25 protein-coding genes are annotated in these 18,127 nt (G+C 53.0%); 22 read left to right on the top strand and 3 right to left on the bottom strand.

The annotated features are described in order from the left end of the window. The gene (locus tag PT964_RS01035) at positions 1 to 141 is read right to left on the bottom strand and encodes a hypothetical protein (RefSeq protein WP_274361442.1); all 141 of its coding nucleotides are present in this window, start codon (positions 139 to 141) and stop codon (positions 1 to 3) included. 471 nt (positions 142 to 612) lie between these two features. Here PT964_RS01035 and PT964_RS01030 point away from each other — a divergent pair. The 16 genes from PT964_RS01030 to PT964_RS00955 all read left to right on the top strand — a co-directional run bounded on the left by PT964_RS01030 (position 613) and on the right by PT964_RS00955 (position 12,969). Then, a protein-coding gene (locus PT964_RS01030; RefSeq protein WP_274361441.1) for an IS3 family transposase occupies positions 613 to 2,174 on the top strand; the annotation gives its coding sequence in 2 pieces (ribosomal slippage) (positions 613 to 1,249 and positions 1,249 to 2,174; 1,563 coding nt in all). A gap of 219 nt (positions 2,175 to 2,393) precedes the next feature. Further along, complete coding sequence (helD, locus tag PT964_RS01025) at positions 2,394 to 4,739, top strand: RNA polymerase recycling motor HelD (protein WP_274361440.1); 2,346 nt, start codon at positions 2,394 to 2,396, stop codon at positions 4,737 to 4,739. Between the two features lie 62 nt (positions 4,740 to 4,801). Further along, positions 4,802 to 5,284, top strand: coding sequence for an RNA polymerase sigma factor (locus tag PT964_RS01020; protein ID WP_274361439.1), 483 nt, complete (start codon positions 4,802 to 4,804; stop codon positions 5,282 to 5,284). Further along, complete coding sequence (locus PT964_RS01015; protein WP_274361438.1) at positions 5,274 to 5,624, top strand: hypothetical protein; 351 nt, start codon at positions 5,274 to 5,276, stop codon at positions 5,622 to 5,624. The genes PT964_RS01020 and PT964_RS01015 overlap by 11 nt, the downstream gene beginning before the upstream one ends. After that, positions 5,621 to 5,923 carry a hypothetical protein gene (locus tag PT964_RS01010; RefSeq protein WP_274361437.1) on the top strand — a complete coding sequence of 101 codons (303 nt, stop codon included), beginning with the start codon at positions 5,621 to 5,623 and terminating at the stop codon, positions 5,921 to 5,923. Before PT964_RS01015 ends, PT964_RS01010 begins: the two co-directional genes overlap by 4 nt. Positions 5,924 to 5,927: 4 nt before the next feature. Further along, complete coding sequence (locus tag PT964_RS01005; RefSeq protein WP_274361436.1) at positions 5,928 to 6,149, top strand: hypothetical protein; 222 nt, start codon at positions 5,928 to 5,930, stop codon at positions 6,147 to 6,149. A 94-nt stretch (positions 6,150 to 6,243) separates the two neighbouring features. Beyond that, positions 6,244 to 6,804, top strand: coding sequence for a ribonuclease FAU-1 family protein (locus PT964_RS01000; protein WP_274361435.1), 561 nt, complete (start codon positions 6,244 to 6,246; stop codon positions 6,802 to 6,804). Beyond that, positions 6,791 to 7,207 (top strand): SRPBCC family protein, encoded by a 417-nt coding sequence (locus tag PT964_RS00995; protein ID WP_274361434.1) that lies wholly within the window; start codon positions 6,791 to 6,793, stop codon positions 7,205 to 7,207. Before PT964_RS01000 ends, PT964_RS00995 begins: the two co-directional genes overlap by 14 nt. 10 nt (positions 7,208 to 7,217) lie before the next feature. Then, complete coding sequence (locus PT964_RS00990; RefSeq protein ID WP_274361433.1) at positions 7,218 to 7,790, top strand: histidine phosphatase family protein; 573 nt, start codon at positions 7,218 to 7,220, stop codon at positions 7,788 to 7,790. 186 nt (positions 7,791 to 7,976) lie between these two features. Further along, positions 7,977 to 8,621, top strand: a complete 645-nt coding sequence (locus PT964_RS00985; RefSeq protein ID WP_274361432.1) for a pyridoxamine 5'-phosphate oxidase family protein — start codon at positions 7,977 to 7,979, stop codon at positions 8,619 to 8,621. 16 nt (positions 8,622 to 8,637) lie between these two features. After that, entirely contained in the window at positions 8,638 to 9,183 is a 546-nt protein-coding gene (locus PT964_RS00980; RefSeq protein ID WP_274361431.1) for a GNAT family N-acetyltransferase, read from the top strand. Between the two features lie 19 nt (positions 9,184 to 9,202). Continuing rightward, a complete protein-coding gene (locus tag PT964_RS00975; protein ID WP_274361430.1) occupies positions 9,203 to 10,111 on the top strand; it encodes a sugar phosphate isomerase/epimerase family protein in 909 nt (302 codons plus the stop codon). Next, on the top strand, positions 10,104 to 10,493 hold the full coding sequence (locus PT964_RS00970) for a DUF5071 domain-containing protein (RefSeq protein WP_274361429.1): 390 nt from the start codon (positions 10,104 to 10,106) through the stop codon (positions 10,491 to 10,493). Before PT964_RS00975 ends, PT964_RS00970 begins: the two co-directional genes overlap by 8 nt. 40 nt (positions 10,494 to 10,533) lie before the next feature. After that, on the top strand, positions 10,534 to 11,622 hold the full coding sequence (locus tag PT964_RS00965) for a M24 family metallopeptidase (protein WP_274361428.1): 1,089 nt from the start codon (positions 10,534 to 10,536) through the stop codon (positions 11,620 to 11,622). A 29-nt stretch (positions 11,623 to 11,651) separates the two neighbouring features. After that, positions 11,652 to 12,314, top strand: coding sequence for a carboxylesterase family protein (locus PT964_RS00960; RefSeq protein WP_274361427.1), 663 nt, complete (start codon positions 11,652 to 11,654; stop codon positions 12,312 to 12,314). 115 nt (positions 12,315 to 12,429) lie between these two features. Continuing rightward, the gene (locus PT964_RS00955; protein WP_274361426.1) at positions 12,430 to 12,969 is read left to right on the top strand and encodes a hypothetical protein; all 540 of its coding nucleotides are present in this window, start codon (positions 12,430 to 12,432) and stop codon (positions 12,967 to 12,969) included. 61 nt (positions 12,970 to 13,030) lie between these two features. On the opposite strand, the gene PT964_RS00950 is transcribed toward PT964_RS00955, so the two are convergent. Next, positions 13,031 to 13,354 carry a thioredoxin family protein gene (locus tag PT964_RS00950; RefSeq protein ID WP_274361425.1) on the bottom strand — a complete coding sequence of 108 codons (324 nt, stop codon included), beginning with the start codon at positions 13,352 to 13,354 and terminating at the stop codon, positions 13,031 to 13,033. Beyond that, positions 13,351 to 13,716, bottom strand: coding sequence for a MerR family transcriptional regulator (locus PT964_RS00945; RefSeq protein WP_274361424.1), 366 nt, complete (start codon positions 13,714 to 13,716; stop codon positions 13,351 to 13,353). The genes PT964_RS00950 and PT964_RS00945 overlap by 4 nt, the downstream gene beginning before the upstream one ends. A gap of 162 nt (positions 13,717 to 13,878) precedes the next feature. On the opposite strand from PT964_RS00945, the gene PT964_RS00940 reads away from it, so the two are divergent. The 6 genes from PT964_RS00940 (at position 13,879) to PT964_RS26400 (ending at position 17,468) form a co-directional block, all read left to right on the top strand. Further along, positions 13,879 to 14,337: an Hsp20/alpha crystallin family protein gene (locus tag PT964_RS00940; protein ID WP_274361423.1), complete on the top strand. Its 459-nt coding sequence runs from the start codon at positions 13,879 to 13,881 to the stop codon at positions 14,335 to 14,337. 152 nt (positions 14,338 to 14,489) lie between these two features. After that, a complete protein-coding gene (gene rimP / locus PT964_RS00935) occupies positions 14,490 to 14,951 on the top strand; it encodes a ribosome maturation factor RimP (RefSeq protein ID WP_274361422.1) in 462 nt (153 codons plus the stop codon). Between the two features lie 41 nt (positions 14,952 to 14,992). Further along, entirely contained in the window at positions 14,993 to 16,087 is a 1,095-nt protein-coding gene (gene nusA / locus PT964_RS00930; protein WP_274361421.1) for a transcription termination factor NusA, read from the top strand. A gap of 36 nt (positions 16,088 to 16,123) precedes the next feature. Further along, complete coding sequence (rnpM, locus tag PT964_RS00925) at positions 16,124 to 16,447, top strand: RNase P modulator RnpM (RefSeq protein ID WP_274361420.1); 324 nt, start codon at positions 16,124 to 16,126, stop codon at positions 16,445 to 16,447. An 8-nt stretch (positions 16,448 to 16,455) separates the two neighbouring features. Beyond that, positions 16,456 to 16,785, top strand: a complete 330-nt coding sequence (locus tag PT964_RS00920; RefSeq protein WP_274361419.1) for a YlxQ family RNA-binding protein — start codon at positions 16,456 to 16,458, stop codon at positions 16,783 to 16,785. Continuing rightward, on the top strand, positions 16,782 to 17,468 hold the full coding sequence (locus PT964_RS26400) for a translation initiation factor IF-2 N-terminal domain-containing protein (protein ID WP_337995001.1): 687 nt from the start codon (positions 16,782 to 16,784) through the stop codon (positions 17,466 to 17,468). Before PT964_RS00920 ends, PT964_RS26400 begins: the two co-directional genes overlap by 4 nt. The last annotated feature ends 659 nt before the right edge of the window (positions 17,469 to 18,127 follow it).

Below are 18,127 nucleotides of genomic sequence, written 5' to 3'. Positions count from 1 at the left end.
TCATTCCAAATGCGAATTTTGCTTTTTCAAAACCTCTATGGAGTCGTCCTGCCTCAGGCCGATTCGTTCATGCGCTTTCGTATCCTCATAGACCGTTTTCGGGTTTCCGTCCCTCTCATCTTTCAGTTTATCCTTCGGCATGCGCCGTCACCACCTTTCCCTTGTAAAGTTCCCTCATGCATAGCCCTTCATTCCCAAACAATCGCACCGAAGTTAAATATTGTATACTGCTAGTCCAGTGGATCGTTCGTCTCAACAGTCAGTGATATTGACATATTAGTCAGCGCGAAGCGACACATTTGTCAATTTGATTGACAAACGGTTACGGTAGTCAACGTTATTGACAATGTAGGCAAATTTCGCTGACAAATGAGTCAATATCGCTGACAAACCCCGAGCGTTATGCGGAATATTGCAAGGCGAAAGGCATTGAACCGAGACAAATGCAAGGATCACCGAATAACACCTGGCGCGTGCGCCTCCAGTTCGATTCGAAGCGGTGATTGTGTAAGCCCCCGGTAAGCACATAAAAGCCACCTTCCAAAAATGATATGCTCCCCTCTAGGTAGACAGGTGAAATAATAAAACCTGTTTACCAAGGGGAGTTTTTTCATGTCCAAAATTAACGAGTACAGCGGGAAAGAGAAATTAGCCGTATTGAAGGAGCTTGAAACGGGGCAAGGGTCACTAAGCGAGATAGCCTGCAAATATAGTATTAACGTCAGTACTTTGAAAGACTGGCGACGTCGTTATGAACTTTACGGAGCTGAAGGGTTGGAATTTCGTTCAAAGAATAAAAGTTATTCGGTAGAACTTAAACTACAAGCGATTCAAGATTATCTTTCCGGAAAGTACTCACAACACGAAGTCATAAGAAAATACAGTATAGCAAGTCGTACACAACTCAGGAACTGGATTAGAAAGTATAATAGTCATAGCGGTCTAAAACCGTATAAGAATGGAGGCGTAGCCGCTATGACAAAGGGACGAACGACTACCTGGGAAGAACGGATCGATATCGTGTTGTACTGCCTTTCACAAAATCACGATTACCATAAAGCAGCAGAAAAGTATCAGGTTTCTTATCAGCAGGTTTATCAATGGGTGAAGAAATATGATGCAGGGGCAGAAGATGCCCTCAAGGATCGACGCGGGAGGAATAAGCCTGCAGAGGAGTTAAGCGAAGCGGAGCAGCAAAGACTTGCTATGAAGAAGCTAGAGGCCGAGAACGAACGGCTGCGAGCGGAGAATACATTGTTAAAAAAGTTAGAGGAACTCGAAAGGAGGCGTTTTTAAGCCAGGTACGCCGGGAGAACATCTACCTTTCGATTCAAGCCGTGCAGCAAAGTACGGGTTTTAGCATTCAACTGCTATGCAAAGTGGCAGGTATTCCCCGCTCAAGCTACTACAAGTGGTTAAATCGGGAACCCAGTTTCCAAGAGCAAGAAAACGAACACTTAGCGAATGCCATGATCTTACTTTATGAGAAGGTAGATGGCATCTTTGGTTACCGCCAGTTAACTCTTCATTTAAGAAAACAGCTGGATTGTGCGATTAACCACAAACGGGTTTATCGCCTGATGAAACTTGCAGGCATCCAGTCGGTTATTCGCAAGAAGAAAAAGAAATACGTGAAATCCACGCCTGAACAGATAGCGGAGAACCTGTTGAACCGCGATTTTACCGCTGAAAAGTCGAATGAGAAATGGGTGACCGACGTAACGGAAATGAAGTACGGAAAAGGTCAGAAAGCTTATCTCAGTGCAATCTTAGATCTTCACGATAAATCCATTGTGGCCTACGTACTTGGCCATTCCAACAACAATAACCTTGTTTTCACAACACTTGATCTGGCGTTGAAAGCCGCACCTGGAACATCGCCAATGATACATAGCGATCGTGGTTTTCAATACACGTCCTGGGGCTTTAAAAGACGCTTAGAGGCAAACGAGATGACGCAGAGCATGTCAAGAGTCGGAAAGTGTATCGATAACAGTCCTATGGAAGCATTCTGGGGCACTCTTAAGTGCGAGAAATACTACCTTCACAAATACCATACCTTTGATGCATTAAAGAAAGACATCGATGACTACATTCATTTCTATAACTACGAGCGGCTACAGAAAAAATTAAACAGCCTTAGCCCGATGGAAGCTCGTGCTAAGGCAGCTTAATCATTTTATTTTATTCCACCGTCTACTTGACTGGGTGCACTTCAAAATCGAAGGCGGCTTCACATTTGTTTTGAAATAAAAGAAGCTCCATGGTAAAATGAAGAGTGGCCACGGAGTATAAAATATATTGATTAGAATATCCCAATATAATCATAACACAACTAAAGCGGTTTGTCAAACCGTCCGCGGCTTAAAATTTACATGAAGGGGAGCATGCGAATGAGCATGGAACAGCGCGATTGGACTGCGGAGCAGCAACGGATCGAACGGGTCAAGAAAGTGATCGAGGAGCGAATCTCGGTTCTTCGGGAGGAGGCGGGACTACAGAAGTCGGATGTAGTCGATATTCGCAAGCACTTCTGGGAGGACGTGACGATCAGTTTTGACGATCCGAACGATGCGATAGAAACGTACGCTAGCATAAAGCAGCAAGCGGACCTGCTGTCCGAGAAGGAGCGAAGCTATCGGCTTGCGGCCAAAAAGGCGTCCGTTCTCGAACGGCTGCTGCAATCTCCTTATTTCGGCAGAATCGATTTTTTGGAAGACGGCATGCCGGCCGAGGATCGCATTTATATCGGCCTTGCATCGCTCCTTGACGAGGACGAATTGGACTTTCTCATCTACGATTGGCGTGCGCCGATATCCAGCATGTACTATGATTTTCTTCCCGGGCCGGCATCCTACGAGACGCCGAGCGGGACGATCCGCGGCGTTATGAAAGAGAAACGGCAGTACGTCATACGAAGCGGACAGCTGGAAGGCATGTTCGACGCGGGAATTACGATCGGAGATCAGCTGCTGCGGGAGATGCTGGGCAAGCGTGCGGACACGCATATGAAAACGATCGTTTCTACGATCCAGAAGGAGCAAAACCGGATCATCCGCAACGAGAAGAGCCGAGTGCTGATCGTGCAAGGCGCGGCGGGCAGCGGAAAGACGTCGGCTGCGCTGCAGCGGATTGCCTACTTGCTCTACCGGTACCGCGGCATGCTGACTGCCGATCAGATCGTGCTGTTTTCCCCCAACCCGATCTTTAACGGTTATATTTCCACTGTCCTGCCCGAGCTCGGCGAAGAAAATATGCAGCAAACGACGCTCCAGGAATATTTGGAGCATCGAATCGGTGAGACGTTCAAGCCGGAGGACCCGTTCGATCAAATGGAGTATACGCTGACATCCCGGGAAACGCCGGGATATTCCGTGCGTATGGCGGGGATTCGGGCCAAATCGTCCGCTTGGTTTATGCAGGCGCTCGAGCGGTATACCGAGTCTTTGGCCCAGTGCGGAATATGCTTCAAAGACGTCGTGTTTCGCGGCGAAGCATTAATTACGGCGGATGAAATGAAGAAGCAGTTTTACGCTTACGACGCTTCGATCCGAGTGCCGAACCGGATCCGGCTGCTGTCGCAATGGCTGCTCGCGAAGCTGGATCGTTGCGAAGCGGAAATCAGACGGCAGCCTTGGGTCGAAGAAGAAGTCGGATTGCTGGACCAGGACGAATATCTGTGGGCGTATAAAGAGCTGCAAAAACAGAATCGCTTTTCCGAGAATTCGTTCGACGATTTCGATAAGGAGTTTGAATTTCTCGCGGAGAAAGTAGTGGAGGCGCACTTCCGTCCGCTGCGGGCATGGGCGGAACAGCTCGGCTTCTTGGATACGGCCGCTATTTACAGCCTATTGTATCGGGATGCGGCCCGGTTTTCCTCGTTTACGGACGCGCAGAACATTCCTGAGGAGTGGGCGGACATATGCGAGCAAACCGCCGCAAGGCTGGAGCTCGGCGAACTTCCGTATGAGGACGCGGCGCCTTTCGTATATGTGAAAGAAAGGCTGGAAGGGTTCCATACGAATCGTTCGATACGCCATGTCTTTATCGATGAAGCGCAGGACTATTCTCCGTTCCATTATGCCTTTATCAGCCGGTTGTTCCCTAGGGCAAAAATGACCTTGCTTGGCGATTTCAATCAAGCGATTTTTCCGAACGCGGGGAGCGGGTTTGCGGCGGCGGAGGCATGGTTCGATCCTGCGGAGCGGGAGCTGATCGTGCTGCCGAGGTCGTACCGGTCCACACGGCAAATCGTTGAGTTTACAAGGGAGCTGGTAAAAGAAGGCGGCGGCATCGAACCGTTCGAGCGCGACGGCCCCAAACCGATCGTATCCGAGGCTCCCGATCGCGAGACTGCGGCGGAGCGTGTTGCGTCACTGATCCATCGCCTGCAATCCGAAGGCTATCGGACGATCGCCGTCATTTGCAAAACCGCAAGCGAGACAAAGGACGCTTTCGATCGGATCAATCGCCGCTTGTCCGCCGTTCTGATCACGAAAGAGTCGGCCGCCTTCGTTCCCGGGGTTTCGGTCATCCCGTCTTATTTGGCCAAAGGGGTCGAATTTGACGCCGCGATCGTTTACGACGCATCGGCGTCTCAGTACGGCGAAGAAGAAGATCGCAAGCTGCTTTATACCGTATGCACGCGCGCAATGCACGAGCTTCATTTGTTCTATATCGGGGAAATGAGTCCGTTCATACAAGATGCGGCGGCTACCGCGTACGAATTGAAAAAATAATTTGCTCCTCGTGAACCTGCGCGGCAGTTTCTGCGACTATTCAGTAGAAAGGATGGTGAGGGATGACCTTTGAAGAACTATACATGCAATACGCCGATTGCGTGTACTCGTTCCTGCGGTTTAAAATCCGGGACGTTCACTTGATGGAAGACATGTTTCAAGAGACGTTCCTTGCGGCATACCGCGAGCTTCAAGCCGGACGCAAGCCGGAGCGGCCGAAGCCGTGGCTCCTCACCATCGCGCATCGGCGAATGGTCGACCGATTGCGCCGTCTGCCGGATCGCGAAACGGCCCTCCGAGAGAGTATTCCGGCAGGCGGCAGCGGGGGAATGGATTGGACGGAGGCGATACACTTCTCGGATTTGATGAACCGGCTTGACGAGTCCGCACGAACCATTTTGTACGCGCAATATGTCGAAGGGCTGTCGGTCGGCGAAATCGCCGCCATGCTTGATATTCCGGAGGGCACCGTCAAAAGCCGCGCTTATCACGCCAAATGCAAACTATCCGAGTGGTTGAAGGAGGGAGGCCCGAATGGAGCATAGTCGAAAACAGGAGCTGGCCTTTCTTTATCTCCAAGGCGCCTTGGAACCCGAGGATAAGGCCGCAGTGTTTCAATTGATTCTGCATGACGAGCCGTTTCGCGAATGCCTTAAGCTGGAAGTGGAACTCCGTGAAAACATGAAACGGCTGTCGGCCGTCATGGACGACAAAGCGAAGCAGAAGTTGTTAGCCGAAATTCAAAGGAAGGCTGACCGCCGGATTGACCGGACGGAAAGCAAAGAGCCCGAATGGCTGCAATGGAGCGAGTGGGCGCTTCGGCTGACGCTGCCGCCTGTCGTTTATCCGATTATGAAACGATTGCAAAGGAGACTGTTCGTATGAGCCATGAGCATCATCATCACGATATTCCGACGAAGGAAATCGGAGAACTGCTGGAAATCGTATCGGCGAAAGTGCCGAAGCTTGTAAGCGACTTGCTGGGAACGCTGTATTCCGAGGAAGCGGGCGCCAAGATCGGTAAAGCGGTCGGGACCTTTTACAAAGAGCTGGTGAACGCGGGCATTCCGGCCGCCGAAGCGCTGGCCATGACCAAGGATTATATGAATCAGGTCAAGTCGGTCACATCCGATGTCATGAAGAACGGTTCCCATACGAGCTATTCGTATAGCTCTGACAAGTAAACGTATGAACGTGGCGAAAATCGTTGCGTATGCGCTTGTGCTGATCGTCAAAATGCCCGGTACGCTGCTGAGTATCGGATTTCACAAACGGCGGGGCTCCCGCACGTTCCGTAACGAACTGATCCATGCGGGGGTCGATCCGGCGCAGGCGGAGGAGCTGACGCGGATGTACAGGTCCATCGTGCCTTCGTTCCCGGAGCTGATCAAACTCGGCGCGAAAAAATAACCGATTCGGCGAATGAAACAGGCTGCGGATGACGGCCTGTTTTCTTTTGTTATATAATGTCAGAAAAGAAGGGCGCACAAAACAAGGAGGCCCTATGAAAAATAAATATGCCGATCGACCGGGTTGGAGGAGAATTTTACAAAAACAATATAGGCAAACCTTTGTAGACGATCGCGGCTTTCGCGGGTATGTAACCATGCTGTCGCTGCAGCGGGTCAAGGAGCCTCTCGTTGTGTCATACGGAGAACGCGAAATATGCATAGCGGACGACGGGTACGTTTGGCTGATGTTTTTCCCTGAGGGCGAGCCCTACTCAGCCACGGTGATGATCGGACGTGACGGAAAAGTCGTTCAATGGTATTTTGACATCATTAAATCGCAAGGGCTGACGAACGGAGGAATACCTTACATTGAAGATTTGTATTTGGATGTTGTCCTGCTGCCTAATGGAGAAATATATGTCTTGGACGAGGACGAGCTGAATGAGGCTTTAGAGCGCAGACAAATTACCGATGCGGATTATGAGCGTTCCCATGCGGCGACGTCGTCGCTTACGGATGCGCTGCGCTGCGGCGCGAATCCGATTGTAAACCAAACTCTAGTATTCTATGAGATTATCTTGAACGAAGGAGAGATTCGACATGGCGAACGCTAAACCGGTCGGATTGACGGCGTCGGCCGGGTATCAGATCGGGGTCAGAAGAACGCTGCCGATTACGAAGGAGCAAGCATGGGATTATTTAACGTCCCCGGAAGGCTTGCAATCATGGCTGGGCGACGCTCCGGGGATTTCTTTCGCGGCGGGGGAGCGTTATCGCACGGCAGAGGGTACGACGGGCGAGATGAGAGTCGTCAAGCCGTATGAACAAATTCGAATGAAGTGCCGGTTTGCCCAGTGGGAGAAAGAGTCAACGCTGCAAATCCGCATCATCCCCGCCGGCGAACGGAAGACGACCGTCAGCTTTCATCAAGAAAACCTTGCCGACGGTATCGTGCGAGAAGAGATGAAGCGGCGCTGGGAGCTTGTACTGGACCGATTGGCCGATAGCTTTCAATAAGGAGGCAGCGATGAATACGTATCTTTACTTTGTGAGGCATGCGGAGTCCCCGTTTTCGCTGGAGGAGGAGCGTTCGCGCGGTCTGTCGGCCAAAGGTGCGGCCGATGCGGTCAGAGCAGCGGATTTGCTGCAGCATGAAGGCATCGACGTGATCGTGTCGAGCAGCTACCGAAGGGCGATCGATACGGTGAAGCCGCTAGCAGACCGCCTGGGGAAAACAATCGAGCTATACGAGGAGCTTCGCGAACGTGCAATTGCGAGCATGAGATATGAAGTGGCACAAGAAGAGTTGACGGAAGGCATTCGGAAATCGTTCGAGGAGCCCGATTTTTGCTTGCCGGAGGGCGAGACGACGAGACAGGCTCAGGAAAGAGCGATCCCTGTCATTACAAAATTATTAAACGAGCATGCGGGAAAAAGAATCGCCATCGGCACCCACGGCAACATTATGACAATCATTTTGCAGTATTATAGCCGTGAATACGGGTTTGATTTTTGGAACCGAGCCTCGAAGCCGGATATTTATAAGGCGGAATTTCATGGAGAACGGCTCATTACCCTAGAGAGGGTTTGGGAGCATTAAAGGCGGTGCGAGCAATGTCTTTTGCCAAAAAAATGATCGACGATCGTTTGGAGCTTCGCTTGCTGCAGCAAGAACACGACGCTGAGACAGGTGAAAAAGTCCGGCGACAACTATTCGGATCGTCACGTGTACTCTATAGTAAAGCAAGAATGGGATTCGCCAGACTCATATTAGGAGGCGAAAAGTTTGGAACAGACGTTTCGTAACCGGATTACGACTGTCGATGAGCTTGAGGAGCTGCGCCCTTTATTCGGTTATCCCAGCAAATTGTCCGCCAACAAGGTAATAAACGCTCTTGATTCACACGGCAAGCTTTTTATTTCAAAGAGTCCTTTTCTAATGATTTCCACGTCATCCTCGGACGGCCGGTGCGACGTTTCCCCGCGCGGGGACGCTCCCGGCTTCGTTCACGTTATCGACGACCGTCATTTGTTCATACCGGACCGCCCGGGAAACCGAAGAATGGACTCGATCCGTAACATACTTTCGAATCCAAGAATCGGCCTCATTTTTATGATTCCGGGCTTGGAGGAGACGTTCCGGGTGAACGGAAAAGCGTGCGTAAGCAGAGATGAGGCGTATTTGCGGGAGACGGCGGTAAACGGCAAGCAACCGATCATGGGGATCGGCGTCGAAGTGGAGGAATGTTATTTGCACTGCGCCAAATCGTTCAAGCGATCCGGCTTGTGGGATCCGAGCCGATGGCTTCCCGCCGAACAGCTCCCGAACATTCCCGAGATGATGGCTTCCCACGTGAAGTCGAAAATAAGCATAACGGCGGGCGAAGTTTCAACATTGCTGGATGAGAGCTATACCAAACGATTGTATTAAACGGAAGAGGCGGCTTATGACGATTGCGATACGAACGGAAAGATTGACATTGCGGACGGTTGACGGATCCGCCGCACCGCAGGTGCTCGAGTTTGTGCAGCGGAACAAGAGCTTTCTGAGAGAATGGGAGCCGGCAAGAGGACCCGAATTTTTTACGCTAAAAGAGCAAAAAGAAATATTGCTGGAAGATTGCGAGAAGATGAACAACGGCACGCTGTTTAAGGTATGGTTCTACAAGGATCGGCGGATTATCGGTTCGGCGTCGCTGAGCAACATCGTGCGGGGCAACTTCCTTTCATGTCATCTCGGTTACAAAATGGACGCCGAGGAGTGCGGCAAAGGGTACATGACGGAAGCGCTGCGTGCGCTGATCGATTACGCTTTCGACACGCTCGGCCTGCACCGGATCGAAGCGAACATTATGCCCAGAAATCACGCTTCGCTGAAGGTCGCGGAGAAGCTCGGCTTTCATAGCGAAGGGCTTGCCAAAAAGTATTTGAAAATCAACGGAGTGTGGGAAGATCACATCCATATGGTTCTATTGAACGAAAAAATAGAGTAGAAGGGGCAAGCGGTAATCTATGCGGCAATTTTTGATCGGGCAATACGGAGGTTTTGACGAAGCGAAGTACCGCAGAGATTTCAAACCGGAGTTTTACGGCATCGAAGCGTGCATGTTTGAGAACGAAGAGGATGTTCGAACACTCGTGGAACAATCCGAGGCCAAAGGAATTCTGGTCGGCATTCATTTCCCGCTGCGAAGCGGAGGTTCGCCAATCAGAGACGCGTTGTTTATGTCAAAGGACGATGCGGTTCGCGAGGACGCTTTGGAACGGATCGAACGAGAGCTGGAATATGTACGTCAAGTCAAGCCCGAGTACGTCCTGTTTCATTATCCGAAGCCGGTCGTATTGGACGACGCGGTAAATTGGGAGCAATGGCGGTTTGCCGATCGGTCGGAATATATGTTTGAGAGCGAAATAACGGAAGAGCAATTCGTATCCGGGACGGAGCGGCTGTTTCAATGGCTGACCGCTGCGGCCGAGCGGCACGATTTTATCCCGGTACTGGAATTCGACGCTTTGAATCGATACGTGTATGAAGGTACCGCCATTGAGGATTTGCTTGCAGCATATGATAAGATTAAGCTGTGCTTAGACACGGGAAGGCTATGGCAGCAACAATGCATCGATCCGGGCTTCGATTCGAGGGCGGTCATCCGTAAATACGGAAGGTTCGCGCATACCGTGCATCTTTGGAACGTGCAAATAAAGCAGCGGGTCGAGAACGGACATTTTCCCGTGCTTCCCGATCATAGGACGGAAGACGGCTGGGCGCCGATTGAACACTATTTGCGAATCGTCCGGGAACAAAATCCGAACGTGAAAGTGATGTTTGAGCATCGGTCGGACAAAATCGACGATGAGCAGCTGGAGCGGTGCTACAGCTGGGTACACAATTTGATGAACGGTGATGCTCGTCATGAATGAAAATTTGCCCCCGCAGCGTAAGCTCGATGCCGAAACGCTCGCGCATTTGAAACGGCTGAGCGAAGAGGAGCGGATTCCGCTTCTCCCGGAACTTCTGCGTTACTTACGAGCCGGTGACGATCCGTCGCCGACGGCTTCGGAGCTGGCGGAGCTGCTCATTTCGCACGGCTATGAATTGGTCCCTCTTTTGAAAGCGATTTTGGAGTCCGGCGAAGGGGCCGGGAAATATGCCGTAATGGAGCTATTGGTAAAGAAGCTTCCCGAAGAAATTACGCTGGAGCTAGCGCCGGAGCTGCTTAGATTGGCTATGAATCCGAGCGATGAGGACGAATCGTGGGAAGTCGACGAGCTGGCGGAGGAACTATTGAGCCGGATCTTATGAGCCGGCAGTTACTTCATTGAACGAAAGGCGGTATTTGGCCATGAACGGACGCATGCAGGCTTTATACGATTTTATGGATGAGCGGCAGCTGGATGCTTTGCTCGTTACGCTGCCGAAGCACGTGTACTATTTAACCGGGTATTTATCGAATCCGCACGAGCGTATGCTGGCGGTCGTCATGCCTCGCGGGGAGGAGCCGTTCTTGTTCGCGCCCGCGCTTGATCGTGACGCGGCGGAAGCGAGCTCGTCGCTTGAGAGGATCGTAACGCACGATGACACGGAGAACGCTTATGAGGTGTTGTCCCGCCGATTGCCCGCAGGCATCCGTCGTCTCGGCATCGAGAAGGGTCACTTGACTGTCAATCAATTCGAAGCGCTGAGCTTGTTTATCGGCGCGGATACATACGATGATGCCGGTGCGGCGCTGCTTGCGCTGCGGGCCGTTAAATCCGCGGAGGAGACGGAGCGGATGCGGAAGGCGGCGCGGATCGTGGAGGATGTGCTGCGCGCCGCTCTGGATAAATTTCAAGTCGGCATGACGGAGATGGAGCTCGCGGCGGAGCTGGACTTTCAGATGAAGAAGCTCGGCGCGCAAGGCCCTTCGTTCGACACGACCGTTCTGGCGGGTGAAAAATCCGCGATGCCTCACGGCGAGACGGGAACGCGGCCGATTCGCGAAGGCGAGCTGCTGCTTTGCGATTTGGGGGTGTACGCTGACGGTTACGCCTCGGACATTACGCGCACGTTTGCAGTCGGAGACATCAGTCCGAAGCTTAAGGATGTGTACGATACGGTGCTGCAGGCGAATATTGCCGGGATTGCGGCCGTTCGGGCAGGCGTTGCGTACAGCGCGATCGACAAGGCTGCCAGGGCAACGATCGCGGCGCGCGGGTACGGCGAATATTTTACGCATCGGCTGGGACACGGACTGGGGCTCGATATTCACGAGTTCCCCTCGATGCACGGAGCCAATCACGAATTGGCGAAGGAAGGGGTCGCCGTTACGATTGAGCCGGGCGTATATTTACCCGGCATCGGCGGCGTGAGAATCGAGGACGACGTCATCGTAACGGCGGACGGCGCAGATGTGCTGACATCGTTCCCCAAGCAATTGACGGTAATCGGGTAATTCAAAATAAAAGAAATGAGAGTGATGGCATGAGTCAGACATCTCACACGATGGTTAAGGAAATTGTCAAAACGGTGCGCAGCAATTATCTTCTCTACTTGCCGAAGCAGTATGAAGAAAGTGAAGAGAAATGGCCGTTGATCGTGTTTCTGCACGGAGCGGGTGAGCGGGGCAGCGATATTGAGAAGGTGAAAATTCACGGCATTCCGAAAATTGCGGAGGGCAGGGACGATTTTCCGTTTATCGCCGTATCTCCGCAATGTCCGGAAGACTCGTTCTGGTCGGTGGAAATCGACGCCTTGGACTCGCTCATTAACGAGATTGCCGACAATTACCGGGTGGACACGGACAGAATTTATTTGACCGGCTTGAGCATGGGCGGATACGGCACATGGACGCTATCGATCGCGTATCCCGACCGGTTCGCGGCCATAGCCCCGATCTGCGGCGGGGAAAACCCGGCAAGAGCGGCCGCGACGTTAAAGAACGTGCCGATTTGGGTGTTTCACGGCGCGAAGGACAACGTCGTTCCGCTTCGCGAATCGGAGCAAATGGTTGAAGCGCTCCAACGGGTCGGAGGCAACGTCAAATTTACGGTATATCCCGACGCGGACCACGACTCGTGGACGGAAACGTATAATAACCCGGATCTGTATGAGTGGTTTCTGAAGCACTCGCTGGCAGACCGGTAAAAAAAATCAACCAAGCATTTATGCTTGGTTGATTTCGCGAATGGCGGGCGAATACAGCCATATGCAGATTATCGGGGCATTCCAGTCGAGATCGTTTTTGTAGGGAGGTGTTCCGTTGTTTCGGAATGGAGTACGGAATCGACGGTTGGCTTTGACTGCTCCGGCGATCGTTATTTTTTTGCTGCTCATTGCCGGCGCCGCTGTCCTGCTGTCTTTGCCGGGGAATCCCGACCTCGAAATCAAGGAATTGATAGAAGGCAGCGATTTCGGAGACGTCCGAATTTTTATGAAGGAAGAGGAGGTCATCGAGCTTGCGGGCGGGGGAGACATGTATCTGGAAGGAATGGGCGGTCACGGCAGGGAGTATAAAAGGGCCGGTTTGCTCCTCGGCTTCGCGGACGACCGGGATAACCGCGCATTCGGGAAAGTAACGTCGATCGAGACGACAAATCCGAAGCACCACTTGTTCGGCATCCGGGTGGGGGATTCGCTAGGGGCAGCGGAGGAAGCGCTGAAGGCGAAAGGCTACCGCAAGCAGACGTATGACATTTGGGTGAAGGGCGAGCTGAGCGTCATATTGGAAAACGGCGGCGATCGGATTGCGAAAATCAGAGTATGGTTTAGCGACGACAAGCTGAAAGATCGGGTATATTAGACAATTTCTCTTTTACCCGACCGGCGGATAAAGTCACATTTTGAACGTAAAAAAGTTCATTTCATTGTTGCAGCGTTCTTTGTATCACCGTTCTGTACGCATCCTTCGGCCGCAGACCGACAAGCCGATCCATCGGCTGGCCGTCCCGGTAAACGATCACCGTAGGCATGCCCATGATGCCCAGCTCGGACGCAAGCTCCGGCGACTCATCCACATCGACTTGGGCGAAGCTGACGGCAGGGCCGTACTCGCCCGCAAGCTCGTGCAGCAACGGCGACAATTGTTTGCACGGCGGACACCAAACGGCGCCGAACTCGATTACTGAAACGCCGGACATGTTCAGCCGCTCTCTATACTGTTGTTGGGTAATCGATTGAAGCGTCAACGGGAAACACCTTCCTGTTCCTTTAATATAGAAGCGATTCGTTCCTCCAAATTGCTTTTAATAGAAGAAAGAAGCGCAATTTGGCTGTCGATTTCCTGAAGCTTCTGCCGGTAAACCGGAAGCACGTCTTGGCAGAACGCCTCCTTATTTTTCATAACGCAGTGCAGGAAGCCGGCAATTTGTTCCGTGCTTAAACCGAGCGTCAAATAAAAATGAATCGTCAGCACTTGTTCGACCGCAAGCGCATGGTATTCCCGATATCCGTTGTTTTGCCGCTCGGCCGTTAGCAGCCCTTGCTGCTCATAATAGCGTAAGGAGCGGACGCTGACCCCGGTCGCTTTGGACAATTCTCCGATCTTCAATGCTAAGCCTCCTTCACTAAGAAGCGGTATGTGTGTATTATAAACCCTGACATCAATGTCAGGGTCAATACTAATTTTTTTAAAAAAATTTTCAGGAACCTCATCTTCGCCGAAAGCATACTATGGGGAAATAATCCAGGCTGCTGCGGAGGTGACGGGCGGATGAATACGGACATTGGCAATCAGAAATTCCGCGAAGGGTGGAAAGCCTTTGAAAAGCTGCTCCTGAACAAGCTGAATTCGATGAAGCAAGCGAATGACGGCGGGGAAGAATTTAATTGGTGGCGCTTGCTGGGGGAATCGCTCGACCGGCTGGAGCAAATGTCCGTGTCGGGGTTAACGACGGACATATTTGAAACGCATCGTTCGGTCATCGTCAGGATCCGGTTGCCAGCGAACGCTTTCGGCTGCAAGCCTTCGGTCGTCGTCGGAAATCGGCATGTTACGGTTGCAGGCATTCCAGGGAAACGGGTCGAGACGATCCCGCTGCCGGAAAAGGTGACCGTCAAACGAAGCAGAGCGGAACTCTCCAAAGGTATTCTTGAGATTCGTTTGCGGAAGCAAAGGCTTGAGAAGCCGGAAATAGTTGTCAAATGTTCGTCGGAACGCGTTTCATTATAATGCTGAACGAACGCCGGCGACAACCGGAAAAGCTCCTCTTGTGCCGCTTTTCACTTTTGTGGTATACTTTTCAAGTGATTGTGCAGATACTGCTGAACAGTGAGAGTGGGGAAACCCACTCTTTACGTTTTTTCCATAGAGGAGGTTCGTTAGTGAGCGCAACAGGAGTGACGAAGACCGTTGCCGAGATGGTGCAGCCCTTTCTTGACCGTGAAGGGTTTGAATTGGTGGATGTGGAGTATGTGAAGGAGGGAGGGAACTACTTCCTTCGCGTGTATGTTGACAAGGAAGGCGGAATCGACATCGACGAATGCGGACGGATCAGCGAGTATTTAAGCGATCGTCTGGATGCCGAGGATCCGATTCCGGATGCCTATATTTTGGAGGTTTCCTCGCCGGGGGCGGAGCGTCCGTTAAAGAAGCCGGAAGATTTCAAACGGGCGGTCGGTAAAGACGTTTACATCACTACATACGAACCGATCGGCGGCAAGAAGGAATTCGAAGGCCGGTTGCTTTCCTATGACGAGCAACAGTTGACCGTTCAGGACGGCAAAAAAACCGTCGAGCTCCCGGTAAACAAAATTGCCGGCGCTCGGTTGACTATCATATTTTAATAAAGCTTCTTTGGGATAATTGAAAGGGGGAAGTGAATGCCATGAACTCGGATTTTATCGAAGCGTTATCGGAGATTGAAAGAGAGAAGGGCATCAGCAAGGACGTATTGATCGAAGCGCTTGAAGCGGCGCTCATCTCGAGCTATAAACGGAATTTCAATACCGCCCAAAACGTTCGGGTCGACATTAACCGGACGACGGGCAGCATCCGCGTATTTGCCCGTAAGACGGTTGTGGACGAGGTGCTCGATCCGCGTCTTGAAATATCGCTTTATGCGGCGCGCGAAATCAATCCGAACTACGCGCTTGACGACATTGTGGAAATCGAAGTGACGCCGCGCGATTTCGGCCGCATCGCCGCGCAGACCGCCAAGCAGGTTGTCACTCAGCGCATCCGCGAAGCGGAGCGCGGACTTATTTATAATGCATTCGTCGATAAAGCGGAGGATATCGTCACCGGCATCGTACAACGGATGGATACGCGGAACCTGTATGTCGACCTCGGCAAGGTGGAAGCGGTTATGCCTTTGAACGAGTTAATGCCGACCGATAAATTTAAGCTCAATGACCGGGTCAAAGGGTATATCACCCGCGTTGAAAATACGACAAAGGGTCCGCAAATCGTGCTTTCGCGCACGCATCCGGGCTTGCTTAAACGGCTTTTCGAGCTTGAAGTGCCGGAAATTTACGACGGTGTCGTAGAAATCAAATCGGTTGCCCGGGAAGCCGGCTTCCGCTCGAAGCTTGCGGTCTATTCGCGCAATGAGGACGTCGACCCGGTCGGTTCGTGCGTCGGGCCGAAGGGTGCGAGGGTGCAGACGATCGTCACCGAGCTTCGCGGCGAAAAGATCGATATCGTGCGCTGGAGCGAAAATGTCGAGGAGTTCGTAGCGAATGCGCTCAGCCCGTCCAAAGTCGTCGAGGTGCAGGTGCTGGAGGATGAAAAGACGGCTCGGGTCATCGTTCCCGACTATCAATTGTCGCTGGCCATCGGGATTAAGGGGCAGAATGCAAGACTTGCCGCCAAGCTGACCGGCTGGAAGATTGATATCAAGAGCGAGTCGCAGGCGGAAGAAGAATACGGCCGTCCGCGCACGTCGGATGAGCTGCCGCAGGATTCGGTCAGCTTCGATTAACATTCATATCATATTCAAAGGATAGAGGTGATCGTCATGAGAGTACGGCGAGTGCCGTTACGCAAATGTGTCGCTTGTCAGGAAAACATGCCCAAAAAACAGTTGATCCGTATCGTTCGCACGCCGGAGTCCGAAGTGCTCATCGACATCACCGGCAAAAAATCAGGCCGGGGCGCTTATTTATGCGGCAAAGTTTCGTGTTTTAAGCTCGCCAAGAAAAGCCGGGCGCTCGACCGGGCGTTGAAGGTCACGGTAAGCGATCAAGTGTATGACACGCTCGCGCAGGAGTTCATCCGCGTCGAGGATGAGTTTCGCGCATATCAAGCGGCGCAACCAGACGAAGAGGAAGAGGGCGAGTAAACCGGGCAATGTCGGATCATAGCAAAACGTTGTCGTATTTAGGATTGGCGCTCCGGGCAGGAAAGCTGGCAAGCGGAGATGAAGCGGTATTAAAGGCCGTGCGGAGCGGCACGGCGAAGCTGGTGTTTTTGGCTAATGACGCTTCGGATAACGCGAAGAAAAAATATCGGGACAAGTGTTCGTTTTACAAGGTTCCGATTATTGAAATATTCGAACGGCACGAGCTCGGCCATAGCGTAGGGAAACCTGAGCGTGTGGTGGTCGCCGTTATGGACGAGGGGCTGTCCGGGCTTGTCCGCAAGAGCTTGGGAAATCATGCGGAGGAGGAAATATATTGACAAAAGCGGATAACAAATTAAGGGTGTACGAATACGCAAAATCGCTCAATATGAGCAGCAAGGAAATTATTACGATTTTGAAACGGCTGGATATTCCGGTGAATAACCATATGAGCGTAATGGAGGACAATGCGGTGTCGGCCGTGGAGAAGTTTTTTCGAGATGTGAAGGCGAACGCGGCAGCGAAGCGCAACGAACCGGCCGGCGGATCGTCCGGCGCGCCGCAAGCATCATCGCCTAAAAGCGGGACGGCGCCGAGGCGTGACGGGGATCGTCCTCAGGGCGACCGTTCGCAGCAGGAGCGTCCGCAAGGAGATCGCCCGCAACAGGATCGCCCGCAATCGGAAGGCGACCAAGCAAGCCGCCCGCAAGGGGATCGTCCGCAAGGCGACCGCCCGTATGGCAACCGTCCGCAAGGCGACCGCCCGTACGGAAATCGCCCGTATGGCAACCGTCCGCAAGGGGATCGTCCGCAAGGCGACCGTCCGCAAGGGGATCGCCCGTACGGCAACCGTCCGCAAGGCGACCGTCCGCAAGGGGATCGCCCGTATGGCAACCGTCCGCAAGGGGATCGTCCGCAAGGCGACCGTCCGCAAGGGGATCGCCCGTACGGCAACCGTCCGCAAGGCGACCGTCCGCAAGGGGATCGCCCGTATGGCTTTCGGCGTAAGTACTGGGAGTAAGTCCAGTTGTTGGCGGTCTATGCCGCACTTTCGGGCAACCGGCCGCAAGGGGATCGTCCGCAAGGCGACCGCCCGTAAGGCAATCGTCCGCAAGGGGATCGTCCGTACGGCAACCGTCCGCACGGGGATCGTCCGCACGGCGACCGTCCGCAAGGGGATCGCCCGTACGGCAACCTGCCGCAAGGCGACCGTCCGCACGGGGATCGCCCGTATGGCAACCGTCCGCAAGGGGATCGTCCGCAAGGCGACCGCCCGTATGGCAATCGTCCGCAAGGGGATCGTCCGTACGGCAACCGTCCGCAAGGGGATCGTCCGCAGGGCGACCGCCCGTACGGCAACCGTCCGCACGGGGATCGTCCGCAGGGCGACCGCCCGTACGGCAACCGTCCGCACGGGGATCGTCCGCAGGGCGACCGTCCGTACGGCAACCGTCCGCAAGGTGATCGTCCGTATGGCAACCGTCCGCAAGGGGATCGTCCGCAAGGCGACCGCCCGTAAGGCAAACGTCCGCAAGGGGATCGTCCGTACGGCAACCGTCCGCACGGGGATCGTCCGCAGGGCGACCGTCCGTACGGCAACCGTCCGCAAGGTGATCGGCCGTACGGCAACCGTCCGCAAGGGGATCGTCCGCAGGGCGACCGTCCGTACGGCAACCGTCC

This window comes from Paenibacillus thermotolerans, assembly GCF_028745515.1.
GTDB lineage: Bacteria > Bacillota > Bacilli > Paenibacillales > YIM-B00363 > Paenibacillus_AE > Paenibacillus_AE thermotolerans.
The sequence above is the reverse complement of the archived record's forward strand: the minus strand, read 5'-3'. Positions and strand labels throughout refer to the sequence as shown.

Bases quoted from the DNA above. Each gene is read 5' to 3' on its own strand.
- PT964_RS01035 (WP_274361442.1), bottom strand. From the start codon at position 141: ATGCCGAAGGATAAACTGAAAGATGAGAGGGACGGAAACCCGAAAACG.
- helD (WP_274361440.1), top strand. From the start codon at position 2,394: ATGAGCATGGAACAGCGCGATTGGACTGCGGAGCAGCAACGGATCGAA.
- PT964_RS01020 (WP_274361439.1), top strand. From the start codon at position 4,802: ATGACCTTTGAAGAACTATACATGCAATACGCCGATTGCGTGTACTCG.
- PT964_RS01015 (WP_274361438.1), top strand. From the start codon at position 5,274: ATGGAGCATAGTCGAAAACAGGAGCTGGCCTTTCTTTATCTCCAAGGC.
- PT964_RS01010 (WP_274361437.1), top strand. From the start codon at position 5,621: ATGAGCCATGAGCATCATCATCACGATATTCCGACGAAGGAAATCGGA.
- PT964_RS01005 (WP_274361436.1), top strand. From the start codon at position 5,928: ATGAACGTGGCGAAAATCGTTGCGTATGCGCTTGTGCTGATCGTCAAA.
- PT964_RS01000 (WP_274361435.1), top strand. From the start codon at position 6,244: ATGAAAAATAAATATGCCGATCGACCGGGTTGGAGGAGAATTTTACAA.
- PT964_RS00995 (WP_274361434.1), top strand. From the start codon at position 6,791: ATGGCGAACGCTAAACCGGTCGGATTGACGGCGTCGGCCGGGTATCAG.
- PT964_RS00990 (WP_274361433.1), top strand. From the start codon at position 7,218: ATGAATACGTATCTTTACTTTGTGAGGCATGCGGAGTCCCCGTTTTCG.
- PT964_RS00980 (WP_274361431.1), top strand. From the start codon at position 8,638: ATGACGATTGCGATACGAACGGAAAGATTGACATTGCGGACGGTTGAC.
- PT964_RS00975 (WP_274361430.1), top strand. From the start codon at position 9,203: ATGCGGCAATTTTTGATCGGGCAATACGGAGGTTTTGACGAAGCGAAG.
- PT964_RS00970 (WP_274361429.1), top strand. From the start codon at position 10,104: ATGAATGAAAATTTGCCCCCGCAGCGTAAGCTCGATGCCGAAACGCTC.
- PT964_RS00965 (WP_274361428.1), top strand. From the start codon at position 10,534: ATGAACGGACGCATGCAGGCTTTATACGATTTTATGGATGAGCGGCAG.
- PT964_RS00960 (WP_274361427.1), top strand. From the start codon at position 11,652: ATGAGTCAGACATCTCACACGATGGTTAAGGAAATTGTCAAAACGGTG.
- PT964_RS00940 (WP_274361423.1), top strand. From the start codon at position 13,879: ATGAATACGGACATTGGCAATCAGAAATTCCGCGAAGGGTGGAAAGCC.
- nusA (WP_274361421.1), top strand. From the start codon at position 14,993: ATGAACTCGGATTTTATCGAAGCGTTATCGGAGATTGAAAGAGAGAAG.
- rnpM (WP_274361420.1), top strand. From the start codon at position 16,124: ATGAGAGTACGGCGAGTGCCGTTACGCAAATGTGTCGCTTGTCAGGAA.
- PT964_RS00920 (WP_274361419.1), top strand. From the start codon at position 16,456: ATGTCGGATCATAGCAAAACGTTGTCGTATTTAGGATTGGCGCTCCGG.